The organism is Mediterranea sp. ET5, assembly GCF_023337025.1.
GTDB lineage: Bacteria > Bacteroidota > Bacteroidia > Bacteroidales > Bacteroidaceae > Phocaeicola_A.
In genome coordinates this window covers 16,036-31,981 of sequence record NZ_JAMBLN010000015.1, presented here as the reverse complement: position 1 = coordinate 31,981, position 15,946 = coordinate 16,036, and the positions used below count along the sequence as shown (strand labels likewise).

The following is a 15,946-nucleotide window of genomic DNA, read 5'->3' as shown; positions in this document are numbered from 1 at the left end:
ATATTTGTGAGCCTTAATCTGGAAAATATCTGCAAAAAAAAACTTTAATCGTTGAACTTTTCCACACACGAAAGGTCAAACGGAGAAAACGTAACAGTGGTAAACGTAATATATGAAAAAGAGTTTGTTATTCTTATGCCTGTCCTGGATGAGCTTGCTCCTGTATGCCCAGGGCGGAAAAGTGACCGTATCAGGCCTGGTATGGGACGCCGATTTGAATGAAGCAATGGGGCAGGCCACTGTCCAGCTGCTTTCGGCAAAAGACAGTTCATTTGTCAACGGAGGAGTCACCCAGATGAACGGACGCTTCCAGCTGCCTGCTGTGAAAGCCGGCAAGTACCTGTTGAAGGTGTCGTTCATCGGTTATCAATCCCAGTTCAAGAACCTTCAGCTGGCAGCCAACCGTCCGAAACACGACGTCGGCAGAATCTCCCTTTCGGCAGACGCCATCATGATGCAGGAGGCGGTTGTCGTGGGACACGTGGCTCCGGTACAGATGTCGGAAGACACCGTCGTGTTCAATTCTGCGGCTTACAAGGTGGCGGAAGGCTCTGCCCTCGAAGAGCTGGTGAAGAAGCTGCCGGGTGCCGAAGTGGACGATGAAGGAAAAATCACCATCAACGGCAAGAGCATTTCAAAGATATTGATTGACGGAAAGGAATTCTTTGGCGACGACCAGGATATGGCGATGAAGAACATCCCCGTGGAGATGGTCGAGAAGCTGAAGACCTACGAACGTCAGTCCGACCTGGCACGCATCACCGGCATCGATGACGGGGAAGAGGAGACGGTGCTCGACCTCTCGGTGAAGAAGGAGATGAAGCACGGCATGTTCTCCAATGTCGATGCTGCCGGAGGTACCAAGAGCCGTTATTCGCTGAAGGGAATGGTCAACCGCTTTGACGATGTGCAGAAGCTCACCGTGATGGGAGGTCTGAACAACGTGGACGACCGCGGCATCAGCGGAAGGGGACGTGGCAACCGGGGATTGCGCACGCGCAAGGACTTTGGTGTGAACTACACCAATGAGACCGAGAAACTGGAGATTGAGGGTAACGCCCGCTTCGGTTACAACAAGAACGACAACCAGAGCAAGACCAGCAGCGAGACCTTCCTCGATGCGTCCAGCTCCTTTGAGAATGCCCGCAGCCTGAGCCTGAGCACCTCGAACGATTTCGATACGGACTTCAAGTTCGAATGGAAGCCGGACACGCTGACCAACATCATCATCCGTCCGCGTTTCTCCTATGGCAAAGACGACAGCAACTCCAACAATACGTCGGCTACCTTTAACGATGACCCCTATCGTGACGGCATCACCGACCCGCTGGAGCAGATGGCGGAGAGTGCCCTGTCGGACATTCTGGTAAACAGCAACCGCCGGTGGTCGACCAGCAACGGCAACTCGACCGATGCCAATCTGAACCTGCAGGTGAACCGTCGGCTGAGCAATGACGGACGCAACATCACGCTGCGCGGTTCGGCGGGCTACACGGACGGAGACAGCGAGTCGGTGTCCCTGTCGCGCATCGAGTACTTCCTGAATCCGCAGGACCCCGAAGCCATCAACCGCTATTCCGTCACCCCGACCAAGAACTGGAACTACTCGGCGGAAGCCCTCTACAGCGAACCCATCTTCAAGGGCGGCTGGCTCCAGTTCCGTTACAGATACCAGTATCGCTACTCGAAGAGCGACCGTGCGACCTATGACATTGGCGGCATTCCTTTCGACAGCTTCGAGCTGCCGGTGGACTTCGACAACCCCGACAACCTGACGCGTGACGACGAGCAGAGCCAGTTTGCCGAATACCGCAACTTCATCCATACGGCAGCCATCAGCCTGCGTGTGACCCGGGAGAAGCTCCGCCTGAATGTGGGTTTGAACTTCGTGCCCCAGAAGTCGGAGATGTCCTACAAGTACCAGGGACTCGATACGGCAGTCGTACGCCACGTGCAGAACTTCTCGCCGAACATCCGTTTCCGTTACCGCTTCTCCAAGCAGACCCAGCTCCGTCTGGACTACCGCGGTTCCACCTCCCAGCCGAGCATGACCGACCTGCTCGATGTGGTGGATGACTCCGACCCGCTGAACATCACCCGTGGTAACCCCGGTCTGAAACCGTCGTACAACAACCGCATCAGCTCGGAGTTCAGCACCTTCAATCCCGACAAGCAACGCCACATGATGGCGCGTCTGGACTATACCAACACGCTCAACTCCATCAGTTCGCGGATGAGCTATGACGCAGAAACCGGTGTGCGCACCACGAGACCCGAGAACATCAACGGCGACTGGAATGCATCAGCCATGTTCATGCTGAGTACCGCCCTGAAGAACCAGAAGTTCACCATCAATACCTTCACGCGCGGAAGCTACTCCAATCAGCCTTCCTATTTGTTCCAGAACGACGAGTCGATGAAGAACGTGACGAACAACCTGAGCCTGATGGAGGCCCTGCGCTTCAACTACCGTTCAGACTGGTATGACTTCTCGCTGAACGGAACCATCCGCTACAGTGACGTGAAGAACAAGTTGCAGGAAAGCAACAACATGAATACCTATGACTTCTCCTACGGCGGTGAGGCGACCGTGCGTTTCCCCTGGAACATGGAGCTGAGCACCAATATATCCAACAGCAGCCGTCGGGGTTACAGCAGCGCCAGCATGAATACCGACGAACTGATCTGGAATGCACAGCTTTCGCAGAGCTTCCTCAAGGGCAATGCCGCTACCATCACCTTCCAGGTCTTTGATATCCTCCGCAACCAGAGTAACGTGAGCCGTAACATTACCGCCTTCATGCGTCGGGACTCGGAGACCAATGCCATCAACAGCTATTGCATGCTGCACTTCATCTACCGTCTGAACCTCTTCGGAGGCAAGCAGGCGGGTCGCGATGAGGGCGGATTCGGGGGCTTTGGTCCCGGCGGACATCGTCCTCCCGGTGGCGGCGGCTTTGGCAGACCCCGGAGATTCTGATGCTGCAGGCATGCTGCTCCTCTGAAGCGATGCGGACTACACTGACAGGCCAATGGGCCGCCGTGTAGTCCGCATCGTTTTGTTTTCGGACGGCTATGGGGCGTCCGTCTGAGCCTCGGTCCGGGGATGCTACCGGAAGAAGGCGTGGCTTGTCCTCTCCCCAGGCAGGGATAGATACGAACCAAGCCGGGCTTATACAGACCAAAGTATTATACTTAGGCACCCTAAGTATTATACTTTGGCAGGCTAAGTATTATACTTTGGTCCGTTCAAGTGGCGGTTAAGTAACGTCTATCCCCGGCCTGTAGTAGATAAAAACGCACCTTGCGTGCACAACAATCAGACGATTCTGCTTGGTTACGTCTGCATTTCGGATTAATTTTGTACAAACTTATCTAAGCAACGTGCCCTATGGTTTGGGATGTAATGATGCATGAAGTGTTCTTGGCTGTGCTGGGACTCGCCTATCTGGTGCTGGTTGTCAGTACGGTGCTGGTTGTCGTGCTCGACAACCGGAACCCTGTGCGTGCCATGTCGTGGGTCGTTGTCTTGCTTTTCCTCCCGGTCGTCGGGCTGGTGCTCTATTTCTTCTTCGGACGCAACACGCGGCGCGAGCACCTCATCAGCCGGAAGGCTGCCAGCCGCATCAGTCGCAAGTCGTTGCAGGCGTACGTGGAGCAAAGTTCCTTTCAGGCACCGCAGGAATACGCTTCGCTCATCAATTTCTTCCACTCGCTCAACAAGGCCCTTCCCTTTGAAGGCAACAGCACGGAGCTTTATCCGGACGGGTACTCCATGTTGCAATCGCTCATGCAGGAGATTGCCAGAGCCCGCCACCACATCCATCTGGAGTTCTATATCTTCGAGGATGATGCCGTGGGGCGTCTGGTACGCGACTTGTTGGTGGATAAGGTGAAGAAGGGGGTGGAGGTGCGTCTGCTCTACGACGATGTGGGTTGCTGGAAGGTGCCCAATGCCTTCTATGACTGGATGCGCAGCGAGGGTATCGAGGTGAAGGGCTTCCTGAAGGTCCGCTTCCCGCTGTTCACCAGCAAGGTGAACTACCGCAACCACCGGAAGGTGGCTGTCATCGACGGCAGGGTGGGGTTCATTGGCGGCATGAACATTGCCGAGCGTTACCTGAAGGGCGTCAGCTTCGGCGTATGGCGGGACACGCACCTGAAGGTGACCGGTCCGGCAGTCTATGGACTGCAGAGCAACTTCCTGATGGACTGGTTCTTCGTGGACAGCTCCCTGCTGACGGCATCCAAATATTATCCGTCGGTTGAAGGGACAGGGACCGCCCTGATGCAGACGGTCACGTCGGAGCCGGTGGGCGAGTGGCGTGCCATCATGCAGGGACTGGTGCTTGCCATTACGGGAGCACGCCGCTACTTCTACATTCAGACTCCCTATTTCATGCCCACCGAGCCGGTCTTGTCCGCTTTGCAGACGGCAGCCCTGGCGGGGGTGGACGTCCGCATCATGCTGCCCGAACGTTCCGACAGCCTGCTCACCCACCTGGGGTCGATGTCCTATGTATTGGATGTGCTGAAGGCAGGCGTGAAGGTCTATCTCTATCGGAAGGGCTTCCTGCACTCCAAGCTGATGGTCTCCGACGACCGCCTGGTCACCGTAGGCTCGACCAACATGGACTTCCGCAGCTTTGAGCACAACTTTGAAATCAATGCCTTTGTCTATGACGAACTGACGGCACTGGAGGCAAGGATGCTTTTCCTGAACGACCAGCGCTCGTGCCGGATGGTCCGCCTGAAGGAGTGGCGGGAGCGTCCGTTCAGCGAGAAGTTCAAAGAGTCGGTGGTTCGTCTGTTGTCGCCGTTGCTCTGAACAGCGTGAAGTTCACACTGCCGTAGTGGCGGTGCTCCATGAAGTGCGGGTCATCCTCGAAGTGGTTGTCCTTGCCATGTTCGAGGACGAAGATGCCATCCTCCTTCAGCAGTCCGTGCTTGAAGATGAGCGACGGAATCTCTTCCAGGTTCGGCAAGGCATAGGGCGGGTCGGCAAAGATGAAGTCGAACTGTTCGTGGCAACGCTCGATGAAGCGGAACACATCGCCGCGGATGGGGATGCACTTGTCGGTCTTTACCTCTTTCATTACCTGGCAGATGAACGCATGGTGCTGCGGGTCTTTCTCTACCGAAATCACCTTGTCGCAACCCCGCGACACCAGCTCGATGCTGATGCTCCCCGTTCCTGAGAACAGGTCCAAGGCGGACACCCCGTCCTCGAAATCGAGGTAGTTGGTCAGTACGTTAAACAGATTCTCCTTGGCAAAGTCGGTTGTCGGGCGTGCCTTGAAGCTGTGGGGCACGTCGAAGCGACGGCGTTTATAGATTCCACTGATGACTCTCATACGGTTTGTTGGTTGTTTTACGGTTTTACATTAGGAAAGGGCGAAGTCCGCCTGTATCTCGAAGTCCGCATCCCCCCGGGCATAGGCAGCGCGCTTGAACTCTGCCGCCGGATGGATGAATGCCACTTCCGCGAGGAAGCGGTGCAGTTCCCGGAGCGTATGTTCCTGGTCGGGGACACGTCCGATGAGGTAAAGCTCGTCCTTCTGCTGGTCAAAGCCCAGCTGTTGCCAGATGTAGAGCAGGTAGTACACCACGTCTGCCCCCTGCGTACTGCGGAAGGTGTTGTGAAGAAGGAGCTTGCCCGGTTCGTAGGCGGACACGTCCATCCGTCGGTCGTGGAAGTGGACGAACAGTTTGCGCTGGTCGTCGGTCAGGCTCCGTCGGTGCAGGTACTCCAGGACCGGGAGGACGGACGCACAAATGTGTGCACCGGGCAGTTGCTCCAGCAGAAGCTGGCAGAATGTGCGGTCGGCGGCATAGAGCAATACCGGGTTCTCCTGCAGCAGGGCATGATGGAAGACCACCTGACGGTTCTCCCTGGGCATGCAGCCGTAGTAGAGACTTTCAGCCCGTTCCTCCTCAAACTCCTCCCGCGGGATGGCGACACACGGCGTGTTGGCGAGCAGGATGTCGGCATGACGGAACGTCCGTCCGGCAAACGGATTGTCCTTGAAGATGGTCTTCAGGTTGGCGGTCAGCGAACGTTCACGGTCCGTGGAATAGTCCCGGCTGTAGAATGCCGGTTTCCCCGTTTCGTCATGGAGTGCAAAGGTGAACCGTTCGGCACTGATGCGCAGGCAGAGGCGGTATTGTTCCGTCAGGTTGTAGTCAAAAAGGTCGTTTGTCATGTCGCTGGGTATATGGTCTACTGAATGCTTGTTTGCGATTTATTCATTCTGATTGTTGCCGGATAGGGCTTTTTAGCTTACATTCGTGCTGCAAAAATAACACTAAAAAGAATGATAAACGCCTTCTTTGTCCAACAAATCAAATCAAACCTGACATTTCAACCTACTTCCGGACAGGAACAAGCCCTGAATGCCTTGGCGGATTTCATGCTGTCCACGCAGCCCGACAGCCTGTTTCTGCTCAAGGGATACGCCGGAACGGGAAAGACTTCGCTGGTCGGTGCGTTGGTGAAGACGCTCGATGCCCTCCAACAGAAAGTGGTCCTGCTGGCACCCACCGGGCGTGCCGCCAAGGTCTTTTCACGCAGTGCCGGTCATCCCGCCTATACCATCCACAAGAAGATTTACCGCCAGCGGTCGTTTTCCAACCGCACCGACAACTTCTCGCTGTCCGACAACCTCCATCAGCATACGCTCTTCCTGGTCGATGAATCCTCGATGATTGCCAACGAGGGGCTGGCAGGCGCGGGCTTCGGTTCCGGACGTCTGCTGGACGATCTCGTGCAGTATGTCTATTCCGGTCAGGGATGCCGGCTTTTGTTGATGGGAGACACGGCACAGCTGCCGCCGGTGGGAGAGGAGGAGAGCCCGGCATTGTCGGTGCCGATGCTTGAAGGCTACGGGCTACAAGTGACCGAGGTGTGCCTGACCCAGGTCGTCCGTCAGCTGGACAGCTCCGGCATCCTGTTCAATGCCACCCTTCTGCGCAGCCTGTTGGCGGAAGAGGCCTGCTTCGATTTCCCGAAGTTCCGGCTTCAGGGCTTTGCGGACATACGCCGACTCCCGGGCAGTGAGCTGATCGAGGCGCTCTCGTCGAGCTATGACAAGGTCGGTATGGACGAGACGATGGTCATCTGCCGTTCCAACAAACGTGCGAACCAATATAATAATGGTATCCGTTCGACCATTCTCTACCGGGAAGAAGAGCTGACCTCCGGAGACTGGCTGATGGTGGCGAAGAACAACTACTATTGGACGGAGGGCAACAAGGACGTGGAGTTCATTGCTAACGGCGACCTGGCTGTCGTGCGCCGGGTACGCCGGACGCGCGAACTGTACGGCTTCCGTTTTGCGGATGTGCTGCTGTCCTTTCCCGATTACGGCGATTGGGAACTCGAAGCCACTGTCTTGCTCGACACCCTTCACTCCGACTATCCCTCCCTCTCACGGGAAGAGAACGACCGCCTCTTCAATACCGTCCTGGAAGACTACGCCGACATCCCCCACAAGGCAGACCGGATGAAGAAGATGAAGGCGGACCCCCACTACAATGCCCTGCAGGTGAAGTATGCTTACGCCGTGACCTGCCACAAGGCACAGGGCGGGCAATGGCAGCACATCTACCTGGACCAGGGCTATCTGGTCGAGGACATGTTGACGCCCGACTATTTCCGCTGGCTCTACACCGCATTCACCCGTGCCACGAAGCGCCTTTACCTGGTCAATTGGGCAAAGGAAGAGCTGGAAGACGGCAGTCAGGCGCAGGAGTGAAGGCTCCGTTCCCCCAGCCTGCCGGATGCGTCTCCGTCGGGCAGTCGGGCGGATGCGCCACAAAAAATGTGGACGAATCGTTCTTCATTCCTCGGGAAGAAGCCCTATCTTTGTTCCCTCATCAATCAAATAGCACGATGGAAACAATCAAACCGATACAAATAGCCGAATCGAAAGTCATTGCCGCGGCAGAAGCCGGCATGGACGAGTTTATCAAGGTGTTCACCGATGCCTACTGGGAGCGTGTGGGGGGCGAGCTGACCGCAGCAACCATGCCTCTGCTCACGGGCGAACAACACGTGTTGCTGGGTTACCAGCTGTTCCGTGACGAGGTGATGGAAGGCGGTTTCGTCCAACTCATCCAGAACGGTTACGGTCCCTACATCTTTGAAAACCCGTTTGCCAAAGCCATGCGCCTGTTCGGACTCAAAGACTTCTCCAGGCTCATTTACAAGGCCCGTGAGATTTACGATGACCACAAGGAAGACCTGACCCGTGACTGCACCGACGAGGAGTTCATGGCCATGTATGAACAATATGAAGTTTTCGACCCCCTCGAAGAAACATACCTTGAAGAGGAGGAGGCCATCACTGCCGCCATCGCCCACTATGTGGACGAGCATCTGGAGCTGTTTGCCGAGGTAGTGAAGGACTGAACGTGACGGATGCCGGTCCGGACGCTGTTCCTCCCTGAAAATCATTCTTCCCTTTTTGATTATTAGTCAGAATCTTTATATATTTGCCGCGACTTAACTAAACAAAACAATAACATACTACATTAACTAATTTCATTGGGATTATGAGAAAAGTAAAGACTTCTGTTCTTGCAATGCTGTCAGTCGTTGCACTGTTGTTCTCGTCTTGTCTGGGAGACTCTGACTATGCACCTTCCATCGGATGTACCGGAAAGCCTTTGGGCAGCCTGAGTGCAGACGTGAAGTTGGACAATGGTGTCATCGTGACCCTTTCAGGCATCTCGGCTACGACGTTGATGGATATCGACCGCATGTATGTCTACGGTCAGCTCACCGGCGAGGATGCCAATCTGGAAACAATCAATCCGGGCGATAAAGTGACGATTACCCCGAACTTCTACGTGACCCTGTCCAAGGCGCAATCCTTCTTGGAAGACGCTTCGTGGTCGGATTTGAACCTGTCGGAGATGGAAAGCCTGAACTGGTTCTCTCCGGACGGTTACAGCCTGGTCAACGCCCTGAACGGCTATATGAACTTCATGACTACCGGCATGGCTTATGCCAAGAAGAACGAAAGCTCCAGCTCTTCTTCCAGCGATTCGTATACCTTGCTGACTCCCCGTTACTATGTAAAAGTGAAACGCTTGGATACGAGCAACAAGATTGTGGACCTGGTTCTCGGTTATGACAACCGTTCCAGCGAATGCCTGGATGAGAATGGGAAGTTGAAGGAAGGCTACATCTCCCAGAAGAGCACGTTCTGCTTCTACTTTGATACTTATGAACTGTATACCTATCTGAATGGAATTGCCGATGAGGACGCTGTGACCTTTAATATCTACAAGGCACAGAAGAACAGCAAGGGCGAGTATGAGGAGGTGAAAGTATCCATGAACTATGCTTCCATTCAGAAAGGCTATTTGAAACGCACTTATTGATTGAGGTGAACTATAAAGAATTATTTCGAAAAGTGATAACTCTGATTTCCTCCCCGGCGAAGGCTTGGGAGGAAATTAGTTTAGAAGAGGATAGGCGAGCGGTGATGAGCACCTTCGTCTATCCTATGATTGCATTTTGCGGGTTGTCGATGTTCATCGGTACCCTCATCGGTGTCGGGTGGGGAGGCTCCTCGTTGCAGCTGGCCATGACCAACTGTTGCGCCGTGTTTGTGGCACTCTTCGGAGGCTACTTCCTGGTTTCCTACCTGACGAACCAATGTGGAATGAGGTATCTGAACCGTCCGAGCGAGCCGGCCTTGTGCCAGCAGTTCGTCGGTTACAGCATGGTGGTGACTTTCGTGCTCGATATCGTGACGGGGCTGTTCCCCAGCTTCCTCATCCTGCAACTTATTTTCCAGTTTTATGTTGTCTATGTGGTGTGGGAAGGGGCCGGACGCCTGATGAAGGTGGAAGAGAACAAACGCTTGGCCTATACGCTCAGCGTATCCGTGTTTATCATCGTTGCCCCAATGCTCATCCGATGGGTGTTCATGCGCCTGTCGTACTTATTACAGTAATCCGACGTTTGCAGACCCGTGTCCGGACCGTCAGTTGACAAGCGGAACGGCACATGCGAAACGTAAGTAAAGTAAAATAACAGCAGAGTTTATGATTAAGTCTACTCCTATTAATATCAAGAACAAACGCGCTTCGTTTGACTACGAGTTTGTCGATACCTATACGGCAGGCATTGTTCTTACGGGGACGGAAATCAAGTCCATCCGTATGGGAAAAGCCAGCCTGGTGGACACGTTCTGTTACTTCATCCGTGGAGAACTGTGGGTGAAGAACATGCACATCGCCGAATATTTTTATGGCTCGTACAACAACCATACGGCGCGCCGTGACCGCAAGCTGCTTCTGAACCGCAAGGAATTGCGCAAGCTGGAGCGAGACTCGCAGGCTCCGGGCTTCACCATCGTCCCGACCCGCCTTTTCATCAACGAAAAGGGACTGGCGAAGCTGGTGATTGCCCTGGCAAAAGGAAAGAAGCAGTTCGACAAACGAGAAACGTTGAAAGAGAAAGATGCACGCCGTGAGATGGACCGTGCCTTTAAAAGATAGAAGTGAGAGAAACAGTTAGTTTATGCCTGATATTACAATCGAACAGTTGGTTCCCCGCCGTATCCTGATACTGGATGGAGCGATGGGAACCATGATACAGCAATACGACTTGCGAGAAGAGGATTTCCGGGGAGACCGCTTTGCCGACATTCCCGGACAACTGAAGGGAAACAATGACCTGCTCTGTCTGACACGGCCCGATGTGGTGAGCGAGATTCACCGCAAGTACCTGGAAGCCGGGGCAGACATCATCGAAACCAATACGTTCAGTTCTACCCGGGTGTCAATGGCGGACTACCATGTGGAGCATCTTTGCCGCGAAATCAATCTGGCAGCTGCCCGGTTGGCACGTGCGCTGGCGGATGAATATACCCTCCGCACACCGGATAAGCCCCGTTTCGTGGCGGGTTCGGTAGGACCGACGAACAAAACCTGTTCCATGAGTCCCGATGTGAACAACCCAGCCTGTCGTGCCCTGACATTCGACGAGCTGGTTGCTGCCTATCGGGAGCAGATGGAAGCGTTGCTGGAAGGAGGAGTCGATGCCTTGCTCATAGAGACCATTTTTGATACGCTCAACGCCAAAGCTGCCCTGTATGCGGCCGAGGATGCCATGCAGACCGTCGGACGGCGGGTTCCCCTGATGCTTTCCGTGACCATTGCCGATGCGTCGGGACGCACCTTGTCCGGACAGACGCTGGAGGCGTTTCTGGCATCCGTGCAGCATGCGCCGCTGTTCTCTGTCGGTCTGAACTGCTCGTTCGGGGCTGCACAGCTGAAACCTTTCCTGAAGACATTGGCAGACAATGCACCTTATTATATATCCGCCTATCCCAATGCCGGACTTCCCAACAGCCTGGGGCAGTATGACCAGACGCCCGAACAGATGGCTGCCGAGGTGAAGGAGTACATTGACGAAGGGTTGGTGAACATCATCGGCGGTTGCTGTGGCACGACCGATGCCTATATTGCCCGTTATGCCGCCCTGGTCGACGGGGCAGCGCCTCACCGTCCGGTACAGAAGCCCGAGCATCTGTGGCTGTCGGGACTTGAACGGCTGGAGGTGAAGCCGGAGATTAACTTTGTCAACGTCGGCGAGCGCTGTAACGTGGCAGGTTCGCGCAAGTTCCTCCGGCTGATTAAAGAGAAGAACTACGAAGAAGCACTCTCCATCGCACGCCGTCAGGTGGAAGACGGAGCGTTGGTGCTCGACATCAATATGGACGACGGACTGCTTGACACGCAGACCGAGATGACCACCTTCCTCAACCTGGTGGCTTCCGACCCTGATGTGTCGCGCGTCCCTATCATGATAGACTCCTCCAAATGGGAGGTTATTACGGCAGGACTGAAATGCCTGCAAGGCAAGTCCATCGTCAATTCCATTTCCCTGAAGGAGGGAGAAGATGTCTTCCTTGCCCATGCCCGCGAAGTGCGCCGTCTCGGTGCAGCCGTTGTGGTGATGGCGTTCGATGAAAAGGGGCAGGCGGATACCTATGAACGCAAGATAGAAGTTTGTGAACGTGCCTATCGCCTGTTGGTCGAACAGGCAGGTCTGAACCCCAACGACATCATCTTTGACCCCAATGTGCTTGCCATTGCGACCGGCATGGAGGAGCACAACAACTATGCCGTGGACTTCATCCGTGCCACCGGCTGGATTCGCAAGCACCTCCCCGGAGCCCATGTGAGCGGTGGTGTGAGCAATCTCTCGTTCTCTTTCCGTGGAAACAACTACATCCGTGAGGCAATGCATGCCGTGTTCCTCTATCATGCCATTCGGGAAGGGATGGACATGGGCATTGTCAATCCGGCGACTTCGGTGCTCTACAGCGACATTCCTGCGGACGTCCTGGAACGCATTGAGGATGTGGTGCTCAACCGACGTCCGGATGCCGGAGAGCGACTCATCGAACTGGCTGACCGATTGAAGGCGGGACAGCAGGAAGGAGGAACCGACACTGCACAGGGGCATCACGATGCCTGGCGTGACGGTACGGTGGAAGACCGGTTGAAATATGCTTTGCGAAAGGGCATCGGTGACTACCTGGAGGAGGACCTTGCCGAAGCCGTCCGGAAATACGTCCATGCGGTTGCCATTATCGAAGGTCCGCTGATGGACGGGATGAATGAGGTCGGCGAGCTTTTTGGAGCCGGCAAGATGTTCCTGCCGCAAGTCGTGAAGACGGCACGTACGATGAAGAAGGCGGTCTCCATCCTGCAACCGCTGATAGAAGCCGAGAAGGTGGAAGGCAGCCGCTCGGCGGGTAAGGTCCTGCTTGCCACGGTGAAGGGCGATGTGCACGACATCGGCAAGAACATCGTCTCGGTGGTCATGGCTTGCAACAACTATGAGATTATAGACCTGGGAGTCATGACACCTGCCGACGTCATCGTGCGCCGTGCCGTGGAAGAGAAGGTGGACATTGTCGGCTTGAGCGGACTGATTACCCCGTCGCTCGATGAGATGGTCCATGTGGCACGTGAACTCCAGAAAGCCGGTTTGCGTATCCCCTTGCTGATTGGTGGGGCGACGACCAGTGCGCTGCATACGGCGCTGAAGATTGTCCCCGTCTATGACGGACCGGTCATCCACCTGAAAGATGCGTCGCAGAATGCGCCGGCAGCTGCCCGGTTGCTCAATCCTGAGACGCGGGACGCATACGTGAAAGAGGTCTATGACAACTACCGCGCTTTGTGTGAGCGGCGGAAGAAGAACGAGGTCCCTCTCGTGTCCCTTCAGGATGCACAGGTCAACAAGTTGAATCTATTTGACTAATACAACATAAACACAATGGAAACAGTACACGAATTGATTGACCGTTTGATTGATCTTGCCTTTGCTGAAGACATCGGTGACGGCGACCACACCACCCTGTCGTGCATTCCGGAGGATGCCATGGGCAAGTCGAAACTGCTTATTAAGGAGCCGGGCGTGCTGGCAGGAGTAGAGATTGCCAAAGAAATCTTCCACCGTTTTGACCCGACCATGCAGGTGGAAGTGATGATGGAAGATGGTTCGGAAGTGAAGCCCGGTGACGTGCCCATGGTCGTGACGGGCAAGGTGCGTTCTCTCTTGCAGACGGAACGGTTGATGCTCAATGTGATGCAACGCATGAGCGGTATCGCGACGATGACCCGCAGGTATGTAAAGCAACTGGAGGGTACTCATACCCGTGTGCTTGATACACGTAAGACGACTCCCGGCATGCGTATGTTGGAGAAGGAGGCGGTAAAGATTGGTGGCGGAGTGAACCACCGCATCGGACTGTTCGACATGATTCTCCTGAAAGACAACCATGTGGACTTTGCCGGAGGCATCGACAAGGCCATTCACCGTGCCAAGGAATATTGCAAGGAGAAGGGCAAGGACCTGAAGATTGAAATCGAGGTGCGCAACCTGGACGAACTGCAACAGGTGCTCGACCTCGGCGGTGTGGACCGCATCATGTTCGACAACTTCACGCCCGAGCTGACCCGTAAGGCGGTGGAGATGGTTGGCGGACGCTACGAGACCGAGTCTTCCGGTGGCATCACGTTTGATACCCTTCGTCAGTATGCCGAGACGGGTGTGGACTTCATCTCCGTCGGTGCACTGACTCACTCGGTAAAGGGGTTGGACATGAGTTTCAAAGCCTGCTGACCCCGGCTTGATGCAATGCTAACAGACGAATCCTTTGTATGAAAAAACTATTCTTTCTCTGTCTGCTCTGTGCCGTGACGTTGGTCCGTGCACAAGAGCAGACGCTTCATTTCGGACTTCCCTTTGACTTTCCCATGCTGCTGAGTGCCAACTTTGGCGAGCTACGTCCCAACCATTTCCATGGCGGACTGGACATCAAGACGCAGGGAGTCACCGGTAAGCCGGTACATGTGGTGGCGGACGGTTACGTGTCGCGTATCTCGGTCAGCCCCACCGGTTATGGCAATGCGCTGTATGTGACCCATCCGAACGGTTATACCTCGGTGTATGGCCATTTGGAGAGTTTCGCTCCGGAGATAGCCCGCTATGTCCGTGAAGAGCAATACCGGCAGGAAAGCTTTGCCGTCAACCTTACGCCGGGCAGTACGCTTTTCCGTTACCGGGAGGGGGATGTCATTGCCCTGAGCGGTAATACCGGTTCATCGGGCGGGCCGCATCTGCATCTGGAACTGCGCCGTACCGACACGAACGAGATGATTGACCCCTTGCCTTTCTATAAGGAACACCTGAAGGATGCACGGCGTCCGTTGTCACGGGGCGTGATGCTCTATCCCCGTCAGGGTGAGGGAGTGGTCAACGGAAGTGCGGCGAAGCAGCAGTTTCAGTGGACCCAGGGTGGCAACTCCCTGAACCGTCGGATTGAAGCATGGGGAAAGATTGGCGTAGCCATCCGTGCCAATGACTACATGACCGGGACCAGCAACATCTATGGGGTGCGCTCCATCCGTCTGCTGGTCGACAGTGTGGAAGTGTTCAGCAGCCTGACTGACCGGGTGGCTTTCGACGAGAACCGAGCCATTAATGGCTGGATTGATTACGACACCTATCTTCGTACCCGTGCCCTCTATGCCAAGTCGTACCTTCTGCCGGGCAGTCGTCTGCGTCTGGTGCAGAGCGAGGTTCCCGGACGTGGCTGGGTGACGATTGACGAGGAGCGTGACTACCGCTTTGTCTATCTGTTGGAAGATGGCTTTGGCAACCGCTCGGAATATGCTTTCACCGTACATGGCACCCGGCAGGAAATACCTGTTGCACAACATACGGGCAACCAGCTGTTGCGTTGGGACCGTGCGAACATCCTCACGCGTCCCGGCATGGAGCTGGCCATTCCGAAAGGGATGCTTTATGAAGATGTAGATGCGGATGTGCAGATGACGGTAGACTCGGCAGCCATCGCCTTTACCTACCAGCTGCATGACCGTTCCGTCCCCTTGCATGATTACTGTCCGTTGCGTATCGGCGTACGCCATTTCCCCGTGGCAGACAGCACGAAGTACTACATTGCCGAGTGTTCGGGGAAGTCCCGGTGGTATGTGGGCGGTAAATGGGTTGACGGATGGCTGGAGGGCAAAGTCCGCTCCTTGGGAACCTATACGGTAGCGATTGATACCGTTGCACCGCGTGTCACGCCTCTGAACCGGAACCGGTGGGTTTCGGGGCGCATCACCTTCCGGATTGGTGACGATGCTTCAGGGCTGGGCAGCTATCGTGCGACGGTGGACGGCAAGTTCGTGCTTTTCGAGTGCAACCGTTCCTATAGCCGCCTCACCTGTAACCTTCGAGAGACCGATGTGGAACGTGGCGGGTTGCATACGCTGGAGATGACCGTGACCGACCGCTGTGGCAACACGACCGTTTTCCGGGAGCGTTTCCGCTACTAGTAGCATCGTCAGAGAGAATACAGAGACACAGAATCACGGTGTGGAACGACCGGAGGACAGTCCCCCTCGT

At 55.2% G+C, this 15,946-nt stretch carries 12 protein-coding genes; 10 read left to right on the top strand and 2 right to left on the bottom strand.

Features of this window, described 5'->3' with window-relative positions; all coding sequences use genetic code 11:
• The first annotated feature begins 112 nt into the window (after positions 1 to 112).
• Both M3087_RS09820 and cls read left to right on the top strand, forming a co-directional pair.
• Positions 113 to 2,980, top strand: coding sequence for a TonB-dependent receptor (locus M3087_RS09820; protein ID WP_249095380.1), 2,868 nt, complete (start codon positions 113 to 115; stop codon positions 2,978 to 2,980).
• Between the two features lie 411 nt (positions 2,981 to 3,391).
• Entirely contained in the window at positions 3,392 to 4,828 is a 1,437-nt protein-coding gene (gene cls, locus M3087_RS09815; protein ID WP_249095379.1) for a cardiolipin synthase, read from the top strand.
• Here the strand turns inward: cls and M3087_RS09810 are convergent.
• Positions 4,788 to 5,354: an RsmD family RNA methyltransferase gene (locus M3087_RS09810; protein WP_106485135.1), complete on the bottom strand. Its 567-nt coding sequence runs from the start codon at positions 5,352 to 5,354 to the stop codon at positions 4,788 to 4,790. The genes cls and M3087_RS09810 overlap by 41 nt on opposite strands.
• A 30-nt stretch (positions 5,355 to 5,384) precedes the next feature.
• Positions 5,385 to 6,203: a DUF3822 family protein gene (locus M3087_RS09805; protein ID WP_249095375.1), complete on the bottom strand. Its 819-nt coding sequence runs from the start codon at positions 6,201 to 6,203 to the stop codon at positions 5,385 to 5,387.
• Between the two features lie 111 nt (positions 6,204 to 6,314).
• Between M3087_RS09805 and M3087_RS09800 the strand changes: the two genes are divergently transcribed.
• The 8 genes from M3087_RS09800 (at position 6,315) to M3087_RS09765 (ending at position 15,876) form a co-directional block, all read left to right on the top strand.
• Positions 6,315 to 7,754: an ATP-dependent RecD-like DNA helicase gene (locus M3087_RS09800; protein ID WP_249095373.1), complete on the top strand. Its 1,440-nt coding sequence runs from the start codon at positions 6,315 to 6,317 to the stop codon at positions 7,752 to 7,754.
• A gap of 137 nt (positions 7,755 to 7,891) precedes the next feature.
• Positions 7,892 to 8,410, top strand: a complete 519-nt coding sequence (locus M3087_RS09795; RefSeq protein WP_249095372.1) for a DMP19 family protein — start codon at positions 7,892 to 7,894, stop codon at positions 8,408 to 8,410.
• 173 nt (positions 8,411 to 8,583) lie between these two features.
• Positions 8,584 to 9,387 (top strand): hypothetical protein, encoded by an 804-nt coding sequence (locus M3087_RS09790; RefSeq protein ID WP_249095370.1) that lies wholly within the window; start codon positions 8,584 to 8,586, stop codon positions 9,385 to 9,387.
• Positions 9,388 to 9,392: 5 nt separating this feature from the next.
• Positions 9,393 to 9,965: a Yip1 family protein gene (locus tag M3087_RS09785; RefSeq protein WP_249095369.1), complete on the top strand. Its 573-nt coding sequence runs from the start codon at positions 9,393 to 9,395 to the stop codon at positions 9,963 to 9,965.
• A gap of 94 nt (positions 9,966 to 10,059) precedes the next feature.
• Entirely contained in the window at positions 10,060 to 10,512 is a 453-nt protein-coding gene (gene smpB, locus M3087_RS09780; RefSeq protein ID WP_106625816.1) for an SsrA-binding protein, read from the top strand.
• A gap of 22 nt (positions 10,513 to 10,534) precedes the next feature.
• Entirely contained in the window at positions 10,535 to 13,291 is a 2,757-nt protein-coding gene (metH, locus tag M3087_RS09775; RefSeq protein WP_249095368.1) for a methionine synthase, read from the top strand.
• Positions 13,292 to 13,306: 15 nt separating this feature from the next.
• Entirely contained in the window at positions 13,307 to 14,155 is an 849-nt protein-coding gene (gene nadC / locus M3087_RS09770) for a carboxylating nicotinate-nucleotide diphosphorylase (RefSeq protein ID WP_249095366.1), read from the top strand.
• Between the two features lie 38 nt (positions 14,156 to 14,193).
• On the top strand, positions 14,194 to 15,876 hold the full coding sequence (locus tag M3087_RS09765; protein WP_249095364.1) for a M23 family metallopeptidase: 1,683 nt from the start codon (positions 14,194 to 14,196) through the stop codon (positions 15,874 to 15,876).
• Positions 15,877 to 15,946 lie beyond the last annotated feature (70 nt).

Coding starts and splice junctions, on each gene's coding strand:
- nadC (WP_249095366.1), top strand. CDS start 13,307: ATGGAAACAGTACACGAATTGATTGACCGTTTGATTGATCTTGCCTTT.
- M3087_RS09795 (WP_249095372.1), top strand. CDS start 7,892: ATGGAAACAATCAAACCGATACAAATAGCCGAATCGAAAGTCATTGCC.
- M3087_RS09810 (WP_106485135.1), bottom strand. CDS start 5,354: ATGAGAGTCATCAGTGGAATCTATAAACGCCGTCGCTTCGACGTGCCC.
- M3087_RS09805 (WP_249095375.1), bottom strand. CDS start 6,203: ATGACAAACGACCTTTTTGACTACAACCTGACGGAACAATACCGCCTC.
- M3087_RS09800 (WP_249095373.1), top strand. CDS start 6,315: ATGATAAACGCCTTCTTTGTCCAACAAATCAAATCAAACCTGACATTT.
- metH (WP_249095368.1), top strand. CDS start 10,535: ATGCCTGATATTACAATCGAACAGTTGGTTCCCCGCCGTATCCTGATA.
- cls (WP_249095379.1), top strand. CDS start 3,392: ATGGTTTGGGATGTAATGATGCATGAAGTGTTCTTGGCTGTGCTGGGA.
- M3087_RS09765 (WP_249095364.1), top strand. CDS start 14,194: ATGAAAAAACTATTCTTTCTCTGTCTGCTCTGTGCCGTGACGTTGGTC.
- M3087_RS09790 (WP_249095370.1), top strand. CDS start 8,584: ATGCTGTCAGTCGTTGCACTGTTGTTCTCGTCTTGTCTGGGAGACTCT.
- M3087_RS09820 (WP_249095380.1), top strand. CDS start 113: ATGAAAAAGAGTTTGTTATTCTTATGCCTGTCCTGGATGAGCTTGCTC.